The organism is Bacillus cereus group sp. BfR-BA-01356 (assembly GCF_022663635.1).
In the GTDB taxonomy this organism is placed as follows: Bacteria; Bacillota; Bacilli; order Bacillales; family Bacillaceae_G; genus Bacillus_A; species Bacillus_A cereus.
On record NZ_JAKUFX010000141.1, the window covers coordinates 1 to 14,694 of the forward strand.

The following is a 14,694-nucleotide window of genomic DNA, read 5'->3' on the forward strand; positions in this document are numbered from 1 at the left end:
ATCGGTCGGGTAATTTTTATTCCACTTCGTTCCATAATAATTACAAATCTCACTTTGTTCGATTAACCCCAAAACTTTTTATGAGTCGGGAAATATTTTTGAAGTATAATTCCTGTGTGACTTGTCACACTTTCCCTCAAATGTTAAAAATGACATATTGTGTTGTTTTTTAATTGAAAATGTTTTAAAATTAATTTATGTAATTTATTACAAAATGGAAGGAAGTTTTAAGTTTGAAAAAACTCACAACTATAACGGTTGATACTCGAGCTAAAAAAAGATTTGATAGAGTGTCACATAGGTTGGGAACAAAAAATGCAACTGAAACACTTACAAAACTAATCGATTACTTTGAAAAAGCTGATGACAAGCTATTCATTGAGTTGCATGATTTCTTTTATGAAACTATGCAAAAGAAGTACGAGGATAGTTAAGTATGGCTAAGATTTATCCTTACTCTCAATATGTCAGGAAAGTTATTTGCACAGATTGTGGATGTATAATAGAAAAAACCATTAATTACAAACCTCCAAAAAATAATTGTTTTTGGGGATGTAATGAATGCGGAAGTCAGAACACTATTGTTTCTTACAGAGAGAAAAAAAGATAAAAAGAAACATAATATGGAGTGATTTAATTTGAAGAAGAAGAAGAAGACACTTTATAAGATGATAAGAGAGTTAGGTTTTGATATTAAATTTTCTAAAAAGATTTCACAACGTAAGAACGGGGAATTCGATAAAGTACGATTAGAAGAAATGTTATTCAAATACAAAGGTGACGCCTCTTTAGTCGAAAAAGTTTTTGATGGTAATAAAAGTTTAACAAAAAAAGAAATTAATAAATTTATTAACGCAGAAAGAAGAGAGAGGAAGTTTTTTAAAGGTAGATATGCAGGTGAATTAACAAAGAAAGAAAGAGATATCTTATCAGAAACTTTACAGAAGGACGGGTTAAGTAAAGTTAAACGTATATTAAAGAATGAGACAGTAGATATATTAAGTAGGACAGAAGAGTTTAAAAGATATATAGGTAAAGGGAAGAAACCACCTAAATATATGATAAAAGATATTAAACGCATAAATAAGATCATGGGGGCAAGTCCTAACGGACAACCGGGTTTATTTGTCGTAAGGGAGATGTATATCAATGGTTTGACTGAATCACAAGCAATTGAACTTATAAGAGAGAGGCAAAGTCCAGTTGATAAAGATACCGTTTTTTATAGTTAATTAAAAAATCATAGTAAAGGGGAATAAATTATGATGAACGATACAGAAAAAACTATTTTTAATGCTATTGAAAATTTTCAAATCAAACATGGGTATAGTCCTTCTTTAACAGAATTAGAAGAAGAAACATTTTATTCTCGTAGTACTGTGAGGTATTGTATAAGAAGTTTAGAAGAAAAGGGGTATTTAGAATTAGATAGACAAGTGAGAAGAAACATCCATTTGCGTAATATGCCTGAATTGATAAAGGATGTTAAAGAAAGTATTTATGATAACAAACGGACAATAAGTGAAGATGCAATTATGGACATTTTAACTATTTTACATAATGAAATATCAAATAGTAATAGAAGAAAAAACATCATTTAGTTTTCAGACCGACCCTTCAGGTTGGTCTTTTTTATTTGTGTTTTATTGTCACAATGTGTCACAGCATACTATATATTGTGTTTCGTTTTAATATTATACACTGTATTTAGAAAGACGAAAGGAGTGTAAGAAGTGAAAATTCATGATAAAGATTTTAAAACAAGTCAAGAATTGTCCGATGCAATCTGTTGGGAATTAGCGGAATATCAAACAATAATCACTTTAGCTTTAAGTAATTGTAGTAAGGAAGAAGTTTCTAAAATATTAAAAACAGTAGAAAGAGGAGAGCGTTTCTCTAGTACTACAAAGGAATGGTTGAAACAAAATGTAGAAATGTTCCATAAACCTAAATGGGATAAAGGAGATGATTCAAATGACAGACATGCTAAAAGCAATTGAAGAAAACCCCTTTCTATTACGATTCGGGGACGGACAATTCTTCGCGCGTAAGAAAAACGAAGAAGAAGAGGAAGAGATCGAAGAGGTTGAGGAAGAGGAAGAAGAGGAAGAAGAAAAGCCGAAACCAAAACGCAAACCAAAATCAAAAAGTGAGGAGGAAGCACCAGCATGGGCACAAAAGCTGATAGACCTAGTAACACCGAAAGTGGAGGAGCAACAGGAAACGCAAAAAGTACCGGTACCACCGAAACCAAAAGTAGAGGAAGACGAGGAGCCGGAAGTGGAGGAAACGGACAAGCCGAAGAAACAGGGCTTCCTAAATTGGTTCCTGTAGACGTTCCTGGTAAAGAAGTGGAACTGTCTGAAGAGGAAAAGAAGCTAGAAGAGAAGCGCAAAAAGGACAGGGAACGAAAAGCCCGTTCGCGCGCGAATACAAAATCTTCCCCACGATCTAGCGGGAAATCAAAAGCACCGTCAATGGAAATCTTGCAATTGAAACCGATTCTAATGACAGTTAGCAAAATGGTAGAATCTCGCGAAGGGTTTGAAGTATGGGCTCTAAGTGAATCTGAAATAGATACACTATGTGAACCGATTCAAAACATGTTAGCGAAAACCGCAGCACTCGAAAAGGTTGGAGAAAATAGTGACGCGATTGCACTTGCGATTGCATGTTTCACAATCTTTATTCCGAAATTTTTAGTTTGGAATACTACACGAAAAATAAAGAAAGCGCAGGTGGTAACAAATTATGCTAGACCAAATCCAACTACCGGAACAGCCGGCAGAAACGAAACAGGAAAGACTGGAACAAGTCCTAAACCTAGTAGTGAACAGGCTACCGTTTCAAGTCAAAATTTTAGCGGGGACCTTTCTTCCCTCATTCCAGCAAGCGCTCCTCTCTGATGATTTTGAGAACAATTTTGACGAGGGTCTCGAAAAGCTGAAAGAAGTGATTGATTATGTCCAATATGGAAGCAATACCAACTGATGAACATGTATTTATAGCAGGAAAAACAGGTAGCGGGAAATCGAAACTTGCTGAGGTGTACCTTGCCGGATATGACCATGTTGTCATGTTAGATACAAAGGGACAGTCTTTGGAGCGAAGGAAAAAGGGTGAGGAACTTTGGTACGGGTTAAGAGAGGGAAAGGACTTTGTACTGGTCGAGACACTGGAAGAAGTAGCAGAAGCCCGGACAAAGAAAATTATCTATTGTCCATCGCCCGAAGAACAAAGCGAGGAACATTATGACGCACTTATGAAGTGGGTGTATGAGCGCGAAAATACAATTCTATGGATTGACGAATTGATGCAGGTTGCCCCGTCTCCTACAAAGTATCCGTTCCATTTACGCGCACTTATGACGCGCGGGCGTAGTAAGGAAGCGACGGTATGGGCATGTACACAAAGACCCGCTACAATCCCGATTGATGTGTTTAACAATTCCAGTCACTTCTTTATTTTCGATTTAAATATTCCGGCTGATCGTGACCGTATTGTAAAAGCTACAGGGTGTCCGGAGTTTTATGAAAAGCCCGGTAAGTATAACTTTTGGTATATGCGGGATAGTGATGACGAACCTGTCCGCGCCACTTTGAAACTTTGAAAGGGGGTGACAATGTGGAGGGTAAATTTGCAGGGGTCGGACTCAAAAATATTATTGTGTTATGGCTCATGTTTGTACTGTTAACAGTCATGGCGAAAGCGATTTTAACAAAACATCCGGTTCGTGGACTTAGTGAAGTTGTCCAAGCCGTATAACAAGGAGGAAAACAAAATGAGTAAACTATTTAGCCCGTCTTGGTGGGTATCTATGTTAATTAACACATTCGTGACAATGATCTTTATTTACCTAATTAAAAAAGGGTCTGAGAAATTCAATATCCCGGTTGTAAGACCGATTGCGGAGGCGGTATAACATGCACGTAGTTACTATTTATGATGGAAATATGAATCGTATTAATACACATTTCACGGGAAGTAAGCCGACTTTTCAGCAACTTGCCGATTTTAAAAATCGTTATGAAAACGCGGAGTATGTGGAATCAAATGAACGTTTTGCTGACTTTGAAATTCGTGAGGGTGAAAGAAAAGAGCGTATCGCAAATGAAGCGAAGCAAGCGGAGTTAGAACGTATTAAACAAGCCCAGCAAGGAACGCAAAAATTTTCATCAGATACAAATGGACCCGATAACGGATTACATGAAGGAGGAACAAACTAATGGCACAACAAAAAGAGCAATATTCACCGCAACAAAGAGCGATGATTTGGGCAACGTCAACACGTCAATATCAACAAACATTACCAACGCAAGTTGTCACACAAGAGGGCATGAGTATTGATTTCGCCTTACCAAAAGCAAGATTACTAACAAAAATCTATTTACATGTGAAAGCCGTAGCCACGCTAAAAAGTACGTCCGGTACAATTCAGCGTGACGCAATGAGTCCATTTGGTATCCTACGCCGTGTTGAACTCAATTTAAATAATGGCTTCAGTCCTTATATTGTATCAGGTAAAGAACTGTATATGTACAACGTTTTACGACAACATCCTGATGTATTGCTACCAGGTCCGAATAAACAGTCATTAAACTATGTAGAAAACATAGCAACAACAGCCGGGAAGGACAATGAAATTCAATTTACAATTCCAATTCCTGTCTCACTAAATGACCGTGACCCTGTCGGAATGGTTATGCTACAAAATAACACGGCAAACGTAAACTTATCCATTGCGATCGATAAGTTAGAAAATGCATATAAATTAAATCCATCAAACAATGACCAAGTGGCGTTTAAGTCGATGTCAATCACACCTGTAATCGAAACGTTTTCGATTCCTTCGATTCCTGGTGGGCAACCGGACATGTCTGTGCTAAAACTTGTTCAATCAAAATCAGACTTATTCTCTGGTGGCGGTCAAAATACGTTAAAACTAAACGTCGGTACGATCTATAGAAAACTATTATTCTATTTTGAAGATAGTAACGGAAAGCCATTAGAACCAAAAGACTTTACCGGAAACATGGAGCTTGTCTTTAACCAAGCGGACACGCCTTACAATATCAAACCGGAAGTCTTGTTGCATAAAAATCATAGTGATCTAGGGTATCCATTACCACCGGGCTTATATTGCTTCGACTTTTCTTTCCAAGGATTACCAAATCTGGGAGGTTCTAGGGACTATATCGATTCTGAGAGATTAACAGAATTTTGGCTGAGATTCTCTCCGAATGCAGGCGGGAAAGTCACTGTCGTATCAGAAACAATATCACGATTACAAATGTAAGGGGCTTTATGCTCCTTACCTATTTATAAGGAGGGAACAGAATGGGACTGAATCATTTCTATCACGATCTATACCCGGATACAGGGTTCAATACGACAAGCGGAACAACTGTAGCGGAAATGGGTGACCAAGTTGTATTAGTGGATGAAAAGGACATTAAAACAGATGTGAAACCGAAAGCTGACCCGGTGACAGGTGCAAGCATTTGGAAGTCCATTGGATTATTTATCATCATCATAATCGCATTCGGTTATGTAGCGGGGAGGTTGTAAAGATGGACGTTACACAAATGACTCAACTGATTGGTAGTTTGGGCTTCCCGATATTCGCATGTATTTATCACATGACGACTATGAAAAAAACACTAGATGCAAATACACAATCTATTAACGCGAATACACAAATCATGATGCAAGTACAAACATTCATTGCACAAGTGGCGCAAGGAAGCGGGGAGAAGAAATGAGCAAATCATTAATTCTAGTTGTCGCTATTCTTGCTTTATGGTTCTTTGTAATTCGCAAGAAAAAAGCGAAGGCGTGATGTGACATGAACAATGACGCAAAGGGTTTAACGTTTCTGACTCTATCCCTTTTGTTTTTATGGCTCGTGTTTGACGATTTCGTCGGAAAGAAACGTCTGTCAAAGTTGGCGCAAATGATGACACCGGACTTATCCATGCCAAGCCCGGGGGAAGTCGCTGAGAAAGTCGTGGACGGTGCGAAAGAGTCTGTCAAAGAAACAACAAAGAATACAAGGGAAGCGCAAAAAGAAGCGGATAAAAAAGCGGGTGAAATTATGTTTGAAAAACCTGCAAAGAATGAAAAAGACCCCAAAAAGAAAGAAACGTTAGAACGTCTTTCTGAGCAAAGCAAGAAACGTGCTGAAACGAACGCGTATAAAGATAAAGGGTGGCTCGGCTACAGTTGGGAAGACTTATTTGAAGATACGTGGGGTACGGTGAAAGGGTGGTTTAAATGAAAGAATTTACGGAGTCAATGCCGTTCGTTATCTTTTTCATGTCCGTGACCGTCCTATTACAATCCTTTACGAATGAACGTGTAACAAATGGATTTTTGCTACTCGTATTAATGAGTATGATTGTTACAAATTCTGACAAGTTTATCAAACTATTAAATGAGGTGAGAGTATGACAAAAGTTTTCGATATGATCGCGGGAATTGGTTTATTAATCGGTATTTATTTATTCCTAAGCAATGGTCGAGAAACGGTGTCAATTATTGAAGCGATGGGGAAAAACAGTATAGCCGGTATCAAAACATTACAAGGACGATAGGAGGGGTTTTTATATGGATTACAAGCGCGACAATTTAAATCGTCACGCGTTCCAAGCACTCGACAAGCCCGTATATGAACCCTCTATCAGATTGAACGTGGAGTTTGACGAGTACCTCGGCTCTTATGCGTTACTGGTGAAGCATACGGCAAAGCAACCGAAAATGGTGATCGCTGACCCGGTGAAAGAACCGTGGGAGAAAACACGACCAAACTTGCAAAACGAACAAATTCGAAGAGAGGATTTCCCGCAAGGTTATTATCTTGGAAATCCAATTATGGGGGTGTAGGGAATGCCAGAATTTGAAAGACTCGACCCTCCTGCAAGTGGCGGGGGTGGTGGAAAGCATAAACCGAAGTTTGATAAAAAACAAAAGATGCTATTACTGGGCGGTGGCGTTGCCGTCGTCCTCGTGGCTCTTTTTATGAACAAGGCAAAGCATAGCGGTGGTTCTTCACAAGAAGCCGTAGAGGAAGAATTGAAGGATTACTACACAAACTATCCAACGCTCGGTAGTCAAAACAGTGTCGTACAAGACGGGATGAACACACTAGTCGGAAGACAAGAGGAAATGTTAAACGCTATGTTGGAAGCACAAGGGAAGAAAGACCCGGCTGAACTAACAAAGATTTATGTCACATTCGATAACAGTGACGAAGCCTTAAAACGTCAGCAATATTTAATCAATGCCGGAGCAAGTACGACGTATGTCAGAAAACAATTCATTAAAGACGGATGGGCGGGCGCAAAGGATTACTATGTTGTAGAAGCATACGGGAAAGATCGTCAAGAAATGGCTGATCTTGTGAAAAAAGGTGTCCAAGACAAACAGTGGGGCGGAATGGAAGTCGGGAAAGTAAAAACCCAAGACGCACCAAACTATGGTGCACATTCTCGTAGTTATTAATGGCTTTAGATGTTAGACCGTTCATCAACGACGCCCAACGTATACAAAAAGAAACAGGTATCCCCGCTTCTATTATTCTCGGTCAAATGGTCTTCGAATCTAGTGGTAAATACGATGGCGGAATGTCCGGTCTTGCCTATAATGCGAAGAATTTATTTGGTATTAAAGGAGTCGGACCCGCCGGGACATATACCGTATGGTCACAAGAATATGACGCGGGCGGGGGTCGTGTTTCTGGATTCCGGAAATACAACAGCTACTATGAGTCAATGGCTGACCATGCACGACTCTTGCAAACACCGCGCTATGCGTCCCAACTGAAAAATGCGAAGACGTTTGAGGACTTCGCGCGCGGGATTAAGGCGGGCGGTTATGCGACTGACCCAAATTATGCGGGACAACTGATTTCTATTATTAAACAAAATGGATTAGACAAGTATGACGACGGGACGCCATACACCGGAGAAGGGAGCGTTCCTGCCGGTGGAGGGAGTGATAAACGTGGAATATTCACAAGTGTCGCTAATGGCGTCATTCGCGCCTTGCTTATCTTATTGGCTTTTGTGGCTTGTGTTCTCTTTTTTGCCAAGGCATTCCCGCAAGTGGAAGCAACGGCAAAGAATGGAGCAAAGAAAGTTACAAAGTCATCCTCACGATCTAGAGGATATAAAAAAGTAAAACCGAAAGGCGGTGCTACGAATGGCGGAACTACAGGGGCTCAAACTAAACGACAAGTTGAAGCAAGTATATGACAAGGCGTTATCCCTTGGTTTGCGATTCACAAGCGGATACCGCCCCGGTTCTACCGGACCAAGTGGGAGACCGGATAGCCATTCCCAAGGCATGGCTATGGACTTCGCGGGTTCAAAAGATAAAATGGACGAATTTGCAAAATGGGCGAAAACGTCACCGCTCTTTACAGAAGTGTTATGGCAAACGGCTGGACACTACGATCATGTACACGTCGGGTGGCAAGAGGGAAAACACCAAGCTGGGAAAATGTATGTAGGTGACAAAACATTGATAGACAGACCCACGGGTGACGGTGGCGGTGCACTAAGCACGGGGACGGCTTCCCCAAATTCCGACAAAGGATTTATCACAAGTGCATTTGTTGGAATCGTTCGTGCTGTTATGATTCTTGTCTTTCTGATCGTAGCTGTATATTTCTTCTTCCAAGCATTCCCGGATATAAAAGTAAAAGTATTTTAAGGAGTTGAAAACATGTTAAAAGATAATACATGGCGTGAGGTCACGCTCACACTACCGCCTAAAATGGCGTATACACATCATTTCATTGATACAAACCCAAACCATTATGACATTAACAATCTATCTGTAGCGACGCTATACGCGGGCGTTCGTGTCCTACCAAGTCCAAGAGAATACGAATTACTTGTACCGGGTAATGGACGAAACATTTTAGCGAGGAAAGAAGGAGCTTCCCAAATTCAAATCTATAACGATAGTGAGGATGCTGCAAGAATCATTTTAACATCGTTTAACGAACCGTTTAACCCTGCTGTACTAGCGAATAGCGGAAGTGTAGCCCCGATTTCAAACGGTGGCGGTGGGGTAAGTGATACCGTCACTGTAAAAGGATTTACAAGCGCGTTACCTGCCGGGAACAACAATATCGGTAAAGTAGTTGTGACAGGAATGCCCGCTATTGATTTTGCATTGCAAACATTACCTGCCGGGACAAACAATATTGGTTCGGTGAATGTAGCAAAACTACCACCTCTTGCCGAAGGGAAAAGCTTTATCGGAAGCGTTGGTGTGCAAGGCGGTGTATCTATTACAGATATGCCACCAATTAACGTGACCAATGACCCTGTCCGTGCGTCCTGTATGGCGTGGGAAGGTTCGGTGAATAATTCAATTGTTGTATTCGATATGGCGGACAAAAACGTCTTGAAATTCAACTACATCGTTAATGAAGGGGATACGGATTTATTCGTTAACTTTGACACGTATATCGTAAACCCAACAAACCTACAAGGTACAAATGGTTTAGGTGCTACAATCCGTTTGAAACCAGGAGAATCTATCACGGACTTTACGAGGAAGACTAGTAAAGTCAATATGACTCGTACAAGTGGTACAGGAACTGTCCGTATTTTGGGGGTGTAAAATATGGCTTTGATCAAACCGTTTCCTATCATTGAAACCAAAACAAGGAAACTACCTGCAAATGGGGTAAATCCTGCTTACTATAAAATAGCCAAGATTCAAGTGAGACCTACGGTAGATGGTGGAGAGAATGCGAGTTTTCAAGGTAGTGTATTCCCGCAATCAGACATTGCTTATACAGGGAGTGCACAACCTCTATTCACATTTTCTTTTGGTGTACGTGCGTCAGGCGCACCAAACCAATTATTAATTAAACCATCACTTTTAAAAGTAGGTGATAGTAGAGAGAATAGTTTCCGTTTCGAAATCTATCGGGACGCTGAAAAGAATCATTATCTTTATATCGTTCAATCACCTTATTCGTTGCAAACTGTTTTTACTTATACGCAAGTAGGTTGTACAGAATACTGGGAGTATGACAACCATTTTTCCGAACGCGGGTATGATCTTGTATGGTCAAGTGTAAACGGTGATACACAAGGAATCTACGAAGGTGGTCGACGTTTGTTAACGGAAGTAAAAGCAAACGATACCTATATGAAAAAGGTAGTCACAAATAGAATAAACGTTGATTTGAGAGAAGGGTGGTTTCATTCAGAAAATCCATTATCTTTCACAAAACGTGCCGATATCGCCACGTTAACAGGAGCTGTCCTTCACGGTAAAGATGGTCCGTATCAGGTCATAGGGAAAGTACCCACGGGTTACGAGCCTGTCAGGGAAACAGTGTTAGCAGCTTGTTATTTAAAAGATGATGGTAGCTTTGCAAGTATTCCAATCGTTATCTCAATTTACGGTGAGTTAATTCAATTAGGACTTCGTATAAACAATAACAAAGACAGAACCATTACCAATATAAGTGGGACATGGGAAACTATAGGAGGAATGTAAAATGGGTGTAATTGCTGATTTATCACATCATGAAATAGTAAATTGGAGTCGTGCGAGTAAACAATTAGATTTTGCTATATTGCGTGTACAAGATGGAAGTAGGGTTATAGATCGTGAGTATCAAAAGAATGTGACAGGATGTAAAGCCTATGGTGTTCCATTCGGTAACTATGCATTTTGTCGCTTTGTATCTGAAAATGATGCTAGAGTGGAAGCGCGTGACTTCTGGGAACGTGGAGACAAGGATGCAACAATATGGTTTGCTGATATAGAAGTAACCACAATGGATGATATGAGAGCCGGAACACAAGCGTTCATTGACGAGTTGCGACGACTAGGAGCGAAACGCGTCGGAATATATGTAGCACATCATAAGTACAAGGAATTCCAAGCCGATAAAATCAATGCTGATGCTGTATGGATACCACGCTATCCTAACAAACCTTTATTCCCTTGTGACCTATGGCAATACAGCGAAACGGGGCGTGTGGACGGTATATCGGGTGACGTAGACTTAAACTATCTGACAGGTACAAAACCTCTTAAATGGTTTACAGGAAGCGTAAATACTAACTTCCAAATTCATATAGGCGACTTTGACGAATTGACTTGGGCGGGAGATTCTAAAAGGGAAGTAAAAGAGTTTCTAGAAGGATATGGTGTTTGGGATATGCGACTAGAGAAAAATGCATACCGATTGATTGTAGGAGACTTTTGTGACGAGGCGTGGTGTGACGAAACGTTACAAAGATTAAAAGAAAGATTTCCAGGTTACGGAATGTGGAAGGTGAATATTTAGAGTTTACAAATACCAAACAAGGGTCGTGAAAAATCACGGCTCTTTTTAACGTAATTTGTAAAAAAGAAAAAATTGATAACAAAATTAACACATGATATAATCAAGTTGTTATATTACTTAATATAAACAAGATAAACCGTTCTGATTTTGTTTATGTTAAGTAATCATTCCAAGGTAAATATTTCGTGGATATTTATTTTGTGACATTCATTGTGAATTTATCAAATGGAATTAAACTTATGTTTTCTTTTATTTGTTTTTGTCACTTTATAAAGTGACTTCTTCTTCTTCGACTCGTTAATAGCGAGTCTTTTTTTTTATTCAAAAAAAGAAGGCAGACATTCGTGGTGTCTACCTTCTTTTATTAAGCTACTGGTTCAATTCCTTTTTCGCTTAATAGGTCACGCATTTTTTCAATTCCATAATCCCTTGCATTGTGACCCCCGTTACTTCCTTCTTTCATTGTGAATTTATCAAATGGAAATAAATTTATATTTTCTTTTATTTGTTTTTGTAAGGCTGATAATATTTCGCGTTTATTTTTTATAAAATCATTTTGTGTTTTTCTTCTCTTCTCTTTTTTCTCTTTTTTGATATCAGAAATCTTAGGTATTGTTAATAATTCTCTTGCTGATTTTTTTCTGTTATCAAAACATTGCCATTCAAAATCATCATTATAACAACAATATTCGATTGTTATATCTATTGGTGATGTTTCAAACAATCTATCCTTAATATTATCCAAACTTAATTCTATTTCATCATTTAAATGTTTATAATATGCACGTTTTGGTTTTAAAGAAAAACTATCAAATATAAGAGGTAATTCTTTATGCCTTTTTATCCCTAGTTGTCTAAAATCAGCTAAATCCTCAACGACATGGAAATAGTTTATAATTTCTTCTTTACCTAATTTCAAACCGTATTCTCCTGCACGTTTTCCGTATTTAAAGAAATGAGATTCTGGTTTCTCCAAGAAGTTATCCAATTTTTTCATTAAGTAAGCTTCGTTTTCAAATTCCCTATCAAACGTTTGATATCCCGATGTTTTAACTTCCCACTTTTCATTAGATAATTTGTATTCATATACTGCCGTATTTAAAAATAAACCTTCGGTAAATTCTTCTGGTTCTTCAAAAATACCTAAAACTTTGTATCCTTTAGGACTCCATCCATTTGTATTTATCATTTCAAATTCAGATAATATACTATCAAAACAATGATCTAAATAATCATATGCTGGTCTTTCTGAATCGGGCATTTCAAATTTTACGCAATCCGTTAAAATTGAAATTACTTTACCACCATTCTTTTCTATGTTTAAAGCTCCTTCTTGTACTCTTATTCTACCAAATGCGGTTATCATAGAGGATACAATCGGATTAAACATATAACCTACATCGAATCCTGCGAAATAAATTTCTTGTTCTCCATCTTCATTTTCTGAACAGGCATATTGTTGGAAAGCTTGAAAGAACTTCCCGTATATAGCATTCATAATTAGTTTAACAATATACTCGGAATGTTTTCCTGCATCTCGTAATTTCAAACGAAGTTCCCAAAGTATATCAATTACTTTACTAATTGGATGTAATTTACCATTCGTTTCAATAACAACAACTTCAAGTATTTCTTTAATAACTTCATTATGCTTATCTTTATCAATTTGTGATAAAAGGAATTCTATTTCCTTATAATGAACTGTAGTTATGAAATTACCAAAACCTAAAACATTACGCCTTATTTGATTAACAGTTCCCTCTTCTCCTTTTTGCTTAATCATAATTGTATGCCTAACATTAGGAGGTATTTCGAATTCGCAAGTCAGCATGACAATTCGTTTCAAACTAGGTTTAGGAACTTCCTTGAAATCTTTTATATTATCAAAATATTGAACAGTACTATTTCTTAAATCGGGGATACAATAACGCATAATAGCTGGATAACTAGCACCTATATCGGTATTAGCCCCTCTTTCTATATAACCAACTTTTTCGTGTTCAATAATAGCCCCTTGATTAGCATCAAAACTTAAGTTTATAGCCTTTGCTATGATATCGACATCAATATCTTTTTCTTGCCAATCGTTCATAGTTGATTCTATCGAAAAGCTTTTTAATTCCTTTTCATCTAAAACTTTAGCTATAGCTGCTTCAGATAATGTACCGGCTGAATAAAACGAATTAGGGAAACAACCAAAACTTTCTTTAAACATATTCATCACAACATAAATTAAATCCTTAGATAAAAAAGAATTATACATGTTTTGTTTTAAAATCTTTTTAACATAAGTATTATCTTGTAACTTATGATTATTTTTATCTACCTTTTTGTTATAACCATTCGAAAACAAATCCCAATTAACTTTACTTTCTTTTATTTCTTCAGCGTATTTAAGATTTGCATTTCTAGCGCATTCAATAGGAGTCTTTTGCCAAAATGGTTTAGAACGAAAAGTATTACATTTACTCATCTTTTTATTTTTTATAACAAATAATTCTAAATTACCATTCAAAACTTTAGATACTCCTATAGTTTCACCGTTACCAATATCTAATTCAATAATAGGAGGTTCTGTCCATGAACCACTTTTCTTGTGAAATTTTCCATTGATTCCTTTTAAAACTCTTTGAAATATTTTTACCTGTTCGTCTTGATCTAAACATTTTCTTTCCATTAACAACTTCAAAATAAGGATTGATTCAATTTCATTAAAGTGACAAATAATTTTATTATTAAAATGGCAATCTTTAATGATATTTTTCAGCATGTAAATAACTGATAAATCCATATCCTTTTCGTTTTCTCTGTAAATATAGTGATATCCGTTTTTCTTTGTCACAGGATTGTACGAGCAAAAACCAAATAACATAATTTTTCCGGTCACTTCATCAACTTCAAATTTAAATCCATATAACCCTTTACGTTTATCTGAATATAAATATTCCGCTGGTTTTGGACTTGAAAAAGTATGTACATTAGATAGATGAACTTCCATCTCTGAATATTCCAGCTTGTCCAATCCTTCGACACCTAAGAACGAAGGATTTATTTTTTTCATTTACATAACTTACCTCCTTTAAAAAAAACATAACTTACAAGCACAATTATAGCACATAAAAAAAGAAATCATGTCATATAATTCTATGAAAAGCGAAAAAAATAATTAAAAAAAGATATTTAACAATTAAATTAAATAAACGAGATATAAAATTATGTCACGAATGACGAAAAAAAAAGAGTGTGACAAGTCACACAGAAATTATACTTCAAAAATATTTCCCGACTCATAAAAAGTTTTGGGGTTAATCGAACAAAGTGAGATTTGTAATTATTATGGAACGAAGTGGAATAAAAATTACCCGACCGAT

General features: G+C 37.4%; 24 protein-coding genes. 23 read left to right on the forward strand and 1 reads right to left on the reverse strand.

The genetic code is table 11. The features are described 5' to 3' along the window. The first annotated feature begins 290 nt into the window (after positions 1–290). From MR168_RS28330 to MR168_RS28440, 23 genes are all read left to right on the forward strand, one after another. Positions 291–434, forward strand: a complete 144-nt coding sequence (locus MR168_RS28330; protein ID WP_242291672.1) for a hypothetical protein — start codon at positions 291–293, stop codon at positions 432–434. 204 nt (positions 435–638) lie between these two features. Continuing rightward, positions 639–1,232: a hypothetical protein gene (locus tag MR168_RS28335; protein ID WP_242291673.1), complete on the forward strand. Its 594-nt coding sequence runs from the start codon at positions 639–641 to the stop codon at positions 1,230–1,232. Between the two features lie 30 nt (positions 1,233–1,262). Then, a complete protein-coding gene (locus MR168_RS28340) occupies positions 1,263–1,601 on the forward strand; it encodes a LexA family protein (protein ID WP_060852806.1) in 339 nt (112 codons plus the stop codon). A gap of 132 nt (positions 1,602–1,733) precedes the next feature. Continuing rightward, positions 1,734–2,000, forward strand: coding sequence for a hypothetical protein (locus tag MR168_RS28345; RefSeq protein ID WP_242291674.1), 267 nt, complete (start codon positions 1,734–1,736; stop codon positions 1,998–2,000). After that, positions 1,975–2,334, forward strand: a complete 360-nt coding sequence (locus MR168_RS28350) for a hypothetical protein (RefSeq protein ID WP_242291675.1) — start codon at positions 1,975–1,977, stop codon at positions 2,332–2,334. Before MR168_RS28345 ends, MR168_RS28350 begins: the two co-directional genes overlap by 26 nt. Next, positions 2,322–2,906 (forward strand): hypothetical protein, encoded by a 585-nt coding sequence (locus MR168_RS28355; RefSeq protein ID WP_060852803.1) that lies wholly within the window; start codon positions 2,322–2,324, stop codon positions 2,904–2,906. The genes MR168_RS28350 and MR168_RS28355 overlap by 13 nt, the downstream gene beginning before the upstream one ends. A gap of 65 nt (positions 2,907–2,971) precedes the next feature. After that, complete coding sequence (locus tag MR168_RS28360) at positions 2,972–3,610, forward strand: hypothetical protein (protein ID WP_060852808.1); 639 nt, start codon at positions 2,972–2,974, stop codon at positions 3,608–3,610. A gap of 14 nt (positions 3,611–3,624) precedes the next feature. After that, complete coding sequence (locus MR168_RS28365) at positions 3,625–3,765, forward strand: hypothetical protein (protein ID WP_023901797.1); 141 nt, start codon at positions 3,625–3,627, stop codon at positions 3,763–3,765. Between the two features lie 16 nt (positions 3,766–3,781). Further along, positions 3,782–3,922, forward strand: a complete 141-nt coding sequence (locus MR168_RS28370) for a hypothetical protein (protein ID WP_171840974.1) — start codon at positions 3,782–3,784, stop codon at positions 3,920–3,922. Position 3,923: 1 nt separating this feature from the next. Beyond that, positions 3,924–4,226, forward strand: a complete 303-nt coding sequence (locus MR168_RS28375; protein ID WP_060852802.1) for a hypothetical protein — start codon at positions 3,924–3,926, stop codon at positions 4,224–4,226. Beyond that, a complete protein-coding gene (locus tag MR168_RS28380) occupies positions 4,226–5,296 on the forward strand; it encodes a cytoplasmic protein (RefSeq protein ID WP_242291676.1) in 1,071 nt (356 codons plus the stop codon). Before MR168_RS28375 ends, MR168_RS28380 begins: the two co-directional genes overlap by 1 nt. A gap of 41 nt (positions 5,297–5,337) precedes the next feature. Further along, positions 5,338–5,568, forward strand: coding sequence for a hypothetical protein (locus MR168_RS28385; RefSeq protein WP_021729037.1), 231 nt, complete (start codon positions 5,338–5,340; stop codon positions 5,566–5,568). Between the two features lie 2 nt (positions 5,569–5,570). After that, the gene (locus MR168_RS28390) at positions 5,571–5,762 is read left to right on the forward strand and encodes a hypothetical protein (protein WP_021729038.1); all 192 of its coding nucleotides are present in this window, start codon (positions 5,571–5,573) and stop codon (positions 5,760–5,762) included. 83 nt (positions 5,763–5,845) lie between these two features. Further along, complete coding sequence (locus MR168_RS28395; protein ID WP_031310504.1) at positions 5,846–6,277, forward strand: hypothetical protein; 432 nt, start codon at positions 5,846–5,848, stop codon at positions 6,275–6,277. Then, complete coding sequence (locus MR168_RS28400) at positions 6,274–6,450, forward strand: hypothetical protein (RefSeq protein WP_023901798.1); 177 nt, start codon at positions 6,274–6,276, stop codon at positions 6,448–6,450. The genes MR168_RS28395 and MR168_RS28400 overlap by 4 nt, the downstream gene beginning before the upstream one ends. Further along, a complete protein-coding gene (locus MR168_RS28405) occupies positions 6,447–6,593 on the forward strand; it encodes a hypothetical protein (protein ID WP_023901799.1) in 147 nt (48 codons plus the stop codon). The genes MR168_RS28400 and MR168_RS28405 overlap by 4 nt, the downstream gene beginning before the upstream one ends. Before the next feature lie 13 nt (positions 6,594–6,606). Continuing rightward, a complete protein-coding gene (locus tag MR168_RS28410; protein WP_021729040.1) occupies positions 6,607–6,882 on the forward strand; it encodes a hypothetical protein in 276 nt (91 codons plus the stop codon). Positions 6,883–6,885: 3 nt separating this feature from the next. Beyond that, positions 6,886–7,500: a hypothetical protein gene (locus MR168_RS28415; RefSeq protein ID WP_060852799.1), complete on the forward strand. Its 615-nt coding sequence runs from the start codon at positions 6,886–6,888 to the stop codon at positions 7,498–7,500. Further along, positions 7,500–8,252, forward strand: a complete 753-nt coding sequence (locus MR168_RS28420) for a glycoside hydrolase family 73 protein (RefSeq protein WP_060852798.1) — start codon at positions 7,500–7,502, stop codon at positions 8,250–8,252. The genes MR168_RS28415 and MR168_RS28420 overlap by 1 nt, the downstream gene beginning before the upstream one ends. Continuing rightward, the gene (locus tag MR168_RS28425) at positions 8,200–8,712 is read left to right on the forward strand and encodes a hypothetical protein (protein WP_021729042.1); all 513 of its coding nucleotides are present in this window, start codon (positions 8,200–8,202) and stop codon (positions 8,710–8,712) included. Before MR168_RS28420 ends, MR168_RS28425 begins: the two co-directional genes overlap by 53 nt. Before the next feature lie 12 nt (positions 8,713–8,724). Further along, on the forward strand, positions 8,725–9,633 hold the full coding sequence (locus MR168_RS28430) for a hypothetical protein (protein WP_060852797.1): 909 nt from the start codon (positions 8,725–8,727) through the stop codon (positions 9,631–9,633). Positions 9,634–9,636: 3 nt separating this feature from the next. Then, positions 9,637–10,524, forward strand: coding sequence for a hypothetical protein (locus MR168_RS28435; protein ID WP_060852796.1), 888 nt, complete (start codon positions 9,637–9,639; stop codon positions 10,522–10,524). Between the two features lies 1 nt (position 10,525). After that, entirely contained in the window at positions 10,526–11,323 is a 798-nt protein-coding gene (locus MR168_RS28440) for a glycoside hydrolase family 25 protein (protein WP_016124063.1), read from the forward strand. A gap of 364 nt (positions 11,324–11,687) precedes the next feature. Here MR168_RS28440 and MR168_RS28445 read toward each other — a convergent pair whose 3' ends face one another. Further along, positions 11,688–14,384, reverse strand: coding sequence for a hypothetical protein (locus tag MR168_RS28445; RefSeq protein ID WP_060852795.1), 2,697 nt, complete (start codon positions 14,382–14,384; stop codon positions 11,688–11,690). Between the last annotated feature and the right edge of the window lie 310 nt (positions 14,385–14,694).

Excerpts from the sequence above, each read along its gene's own strand:
- MR168_RS28375 (WP_060852802.1), top strand. The coding sequence starts at position 3,924 with ATGCACGTAGTTACTATTTATGATGGAAATATGAATCGTATTAATACA.
- MR168_RS28395 (WP_031310504.1), top strand. The coding sequence starts at position 5,846 with ATGAACAATGACGCAAAGGGTTTAACGTTTCTGACTCTATCCCTTTTG.
- MR168_RS28350 (WP_242291675.1), top strand. The coding sequence starts at position 1,975 with ATGACAGACATGCTAAAAGCAATTGAAGAAAACCCCTTTCTATTACGA.
- MR168_RS28430 (WP_060852797.1), top strand. The coding sequence starts at position 8,725 with ATGTTAAAAGATAATACATGGCGTGAGGTCACGCTCACACTACCGCCT.
- MR168_RS28370 (WP_171840974.1), top strand. The coding sequence starts at position 3,782 with ATGAGTAAACTATTTAGCCCGTCTTGGTGGGTATCTATGTTAATTAAC.
- MR168_RS28390 (WP_021729038.1), top strand. The coding sequence starts at position 5,571 with ATGGACGTTACACAAATGACTCAACTGATTGGTAGTTTGGGCTTCCCG.
- MR168_RS28420 (WP_060852798.1), top strand. The coding sequence starts at position 7,500 with ATGGCTTTAGATGTTAGACCGTTCATCAACGACGCCCAACGTATACAA.
- MR168_RS28400 (WP_023901798.1), top strand. The coding sequence starts at position 6,274 with ATGAAAGAATTTACGGAGTCAATGCCGTTCGTTATCTTTTTCATGTCC.
- MR168_RS28340 (WP_060852806.1), top strand. The coding sequence starts at position 1,263 with ATGATGAACGATACAGAAAAAACTATTTTTAATGCTATTGAAAATTTT.
- MR168_RS28440 (WP_016124063.1), top strand. The coding sequence starts at position 10,526 with ATGGGTGTAATTGCTGATTTATCACATCATGAAATAGTAAATTGGAGT.
- MR168_RS28405 (WP_023901799.1), top strand. The coding sequence starts at position 6,447 with ATGACAAAAGTTTTCGATATGATCGCGGGAATTGGTTTATTAATCGGT.
- MR168_RS28435 (WP_060852796.1), top strand. The coding sequence starts at position 9,637 with ATGGCTTTGATCAAACCGTTTCCTATCATTGAAACCAAAACAAGGAAA.
- MR168_RS28380 (WP_242291676.1), top strand. The coding sequence starts at position 4,226 with ATGGCACAACAAAAAGAGCAATATTCACCGCAACAAAGAGCGATGATT.
- MR168_RS28410 (WP_021729040.1), top strand. The coding sequence starts at position 6,607 with ATGGATTACAAGCGCGACAATTTAAATCGTCACGCGTTCCAAGCACTC.
- MR168_RS28415 (WP_060852799.1), top strand. The coding sequence starts at position 6,886 with ATGCCAGAATTTGAAAGACTCGACCCTCCTGCAAGTGGCGGGGGTGGT.
- MR168_RS28385 (WP_021729037.1), top strand. The coding sequence starts at position 5,338 with ATGGGACTGAATCATTTCTATCACGATCTATACCCGGATACAGGGTTC.
- MR168_RS28360 (WP_060852808.1), top strand. The coding sequence starts at position 2,972 with ATGGAAGCAATACCAACTGATGAACATGTATTTATAGCAGGAAAAACA.
- MR168_RS28425 (WP_021729042.1), top strand. The coding sequence starts at position 8,200 with ATGGCGGAACTACAGGGGCTCAAACTAAACGACAAGTTGAAGCAAGTA.
- MR168_RS28445 (WP_060852795.1), bottom strand. The coding sequence starts at position 14,384 with ATGAAAAAAATAAATCCTTCGTTCTTAGGTGTCGAAGGATTGGACAAG.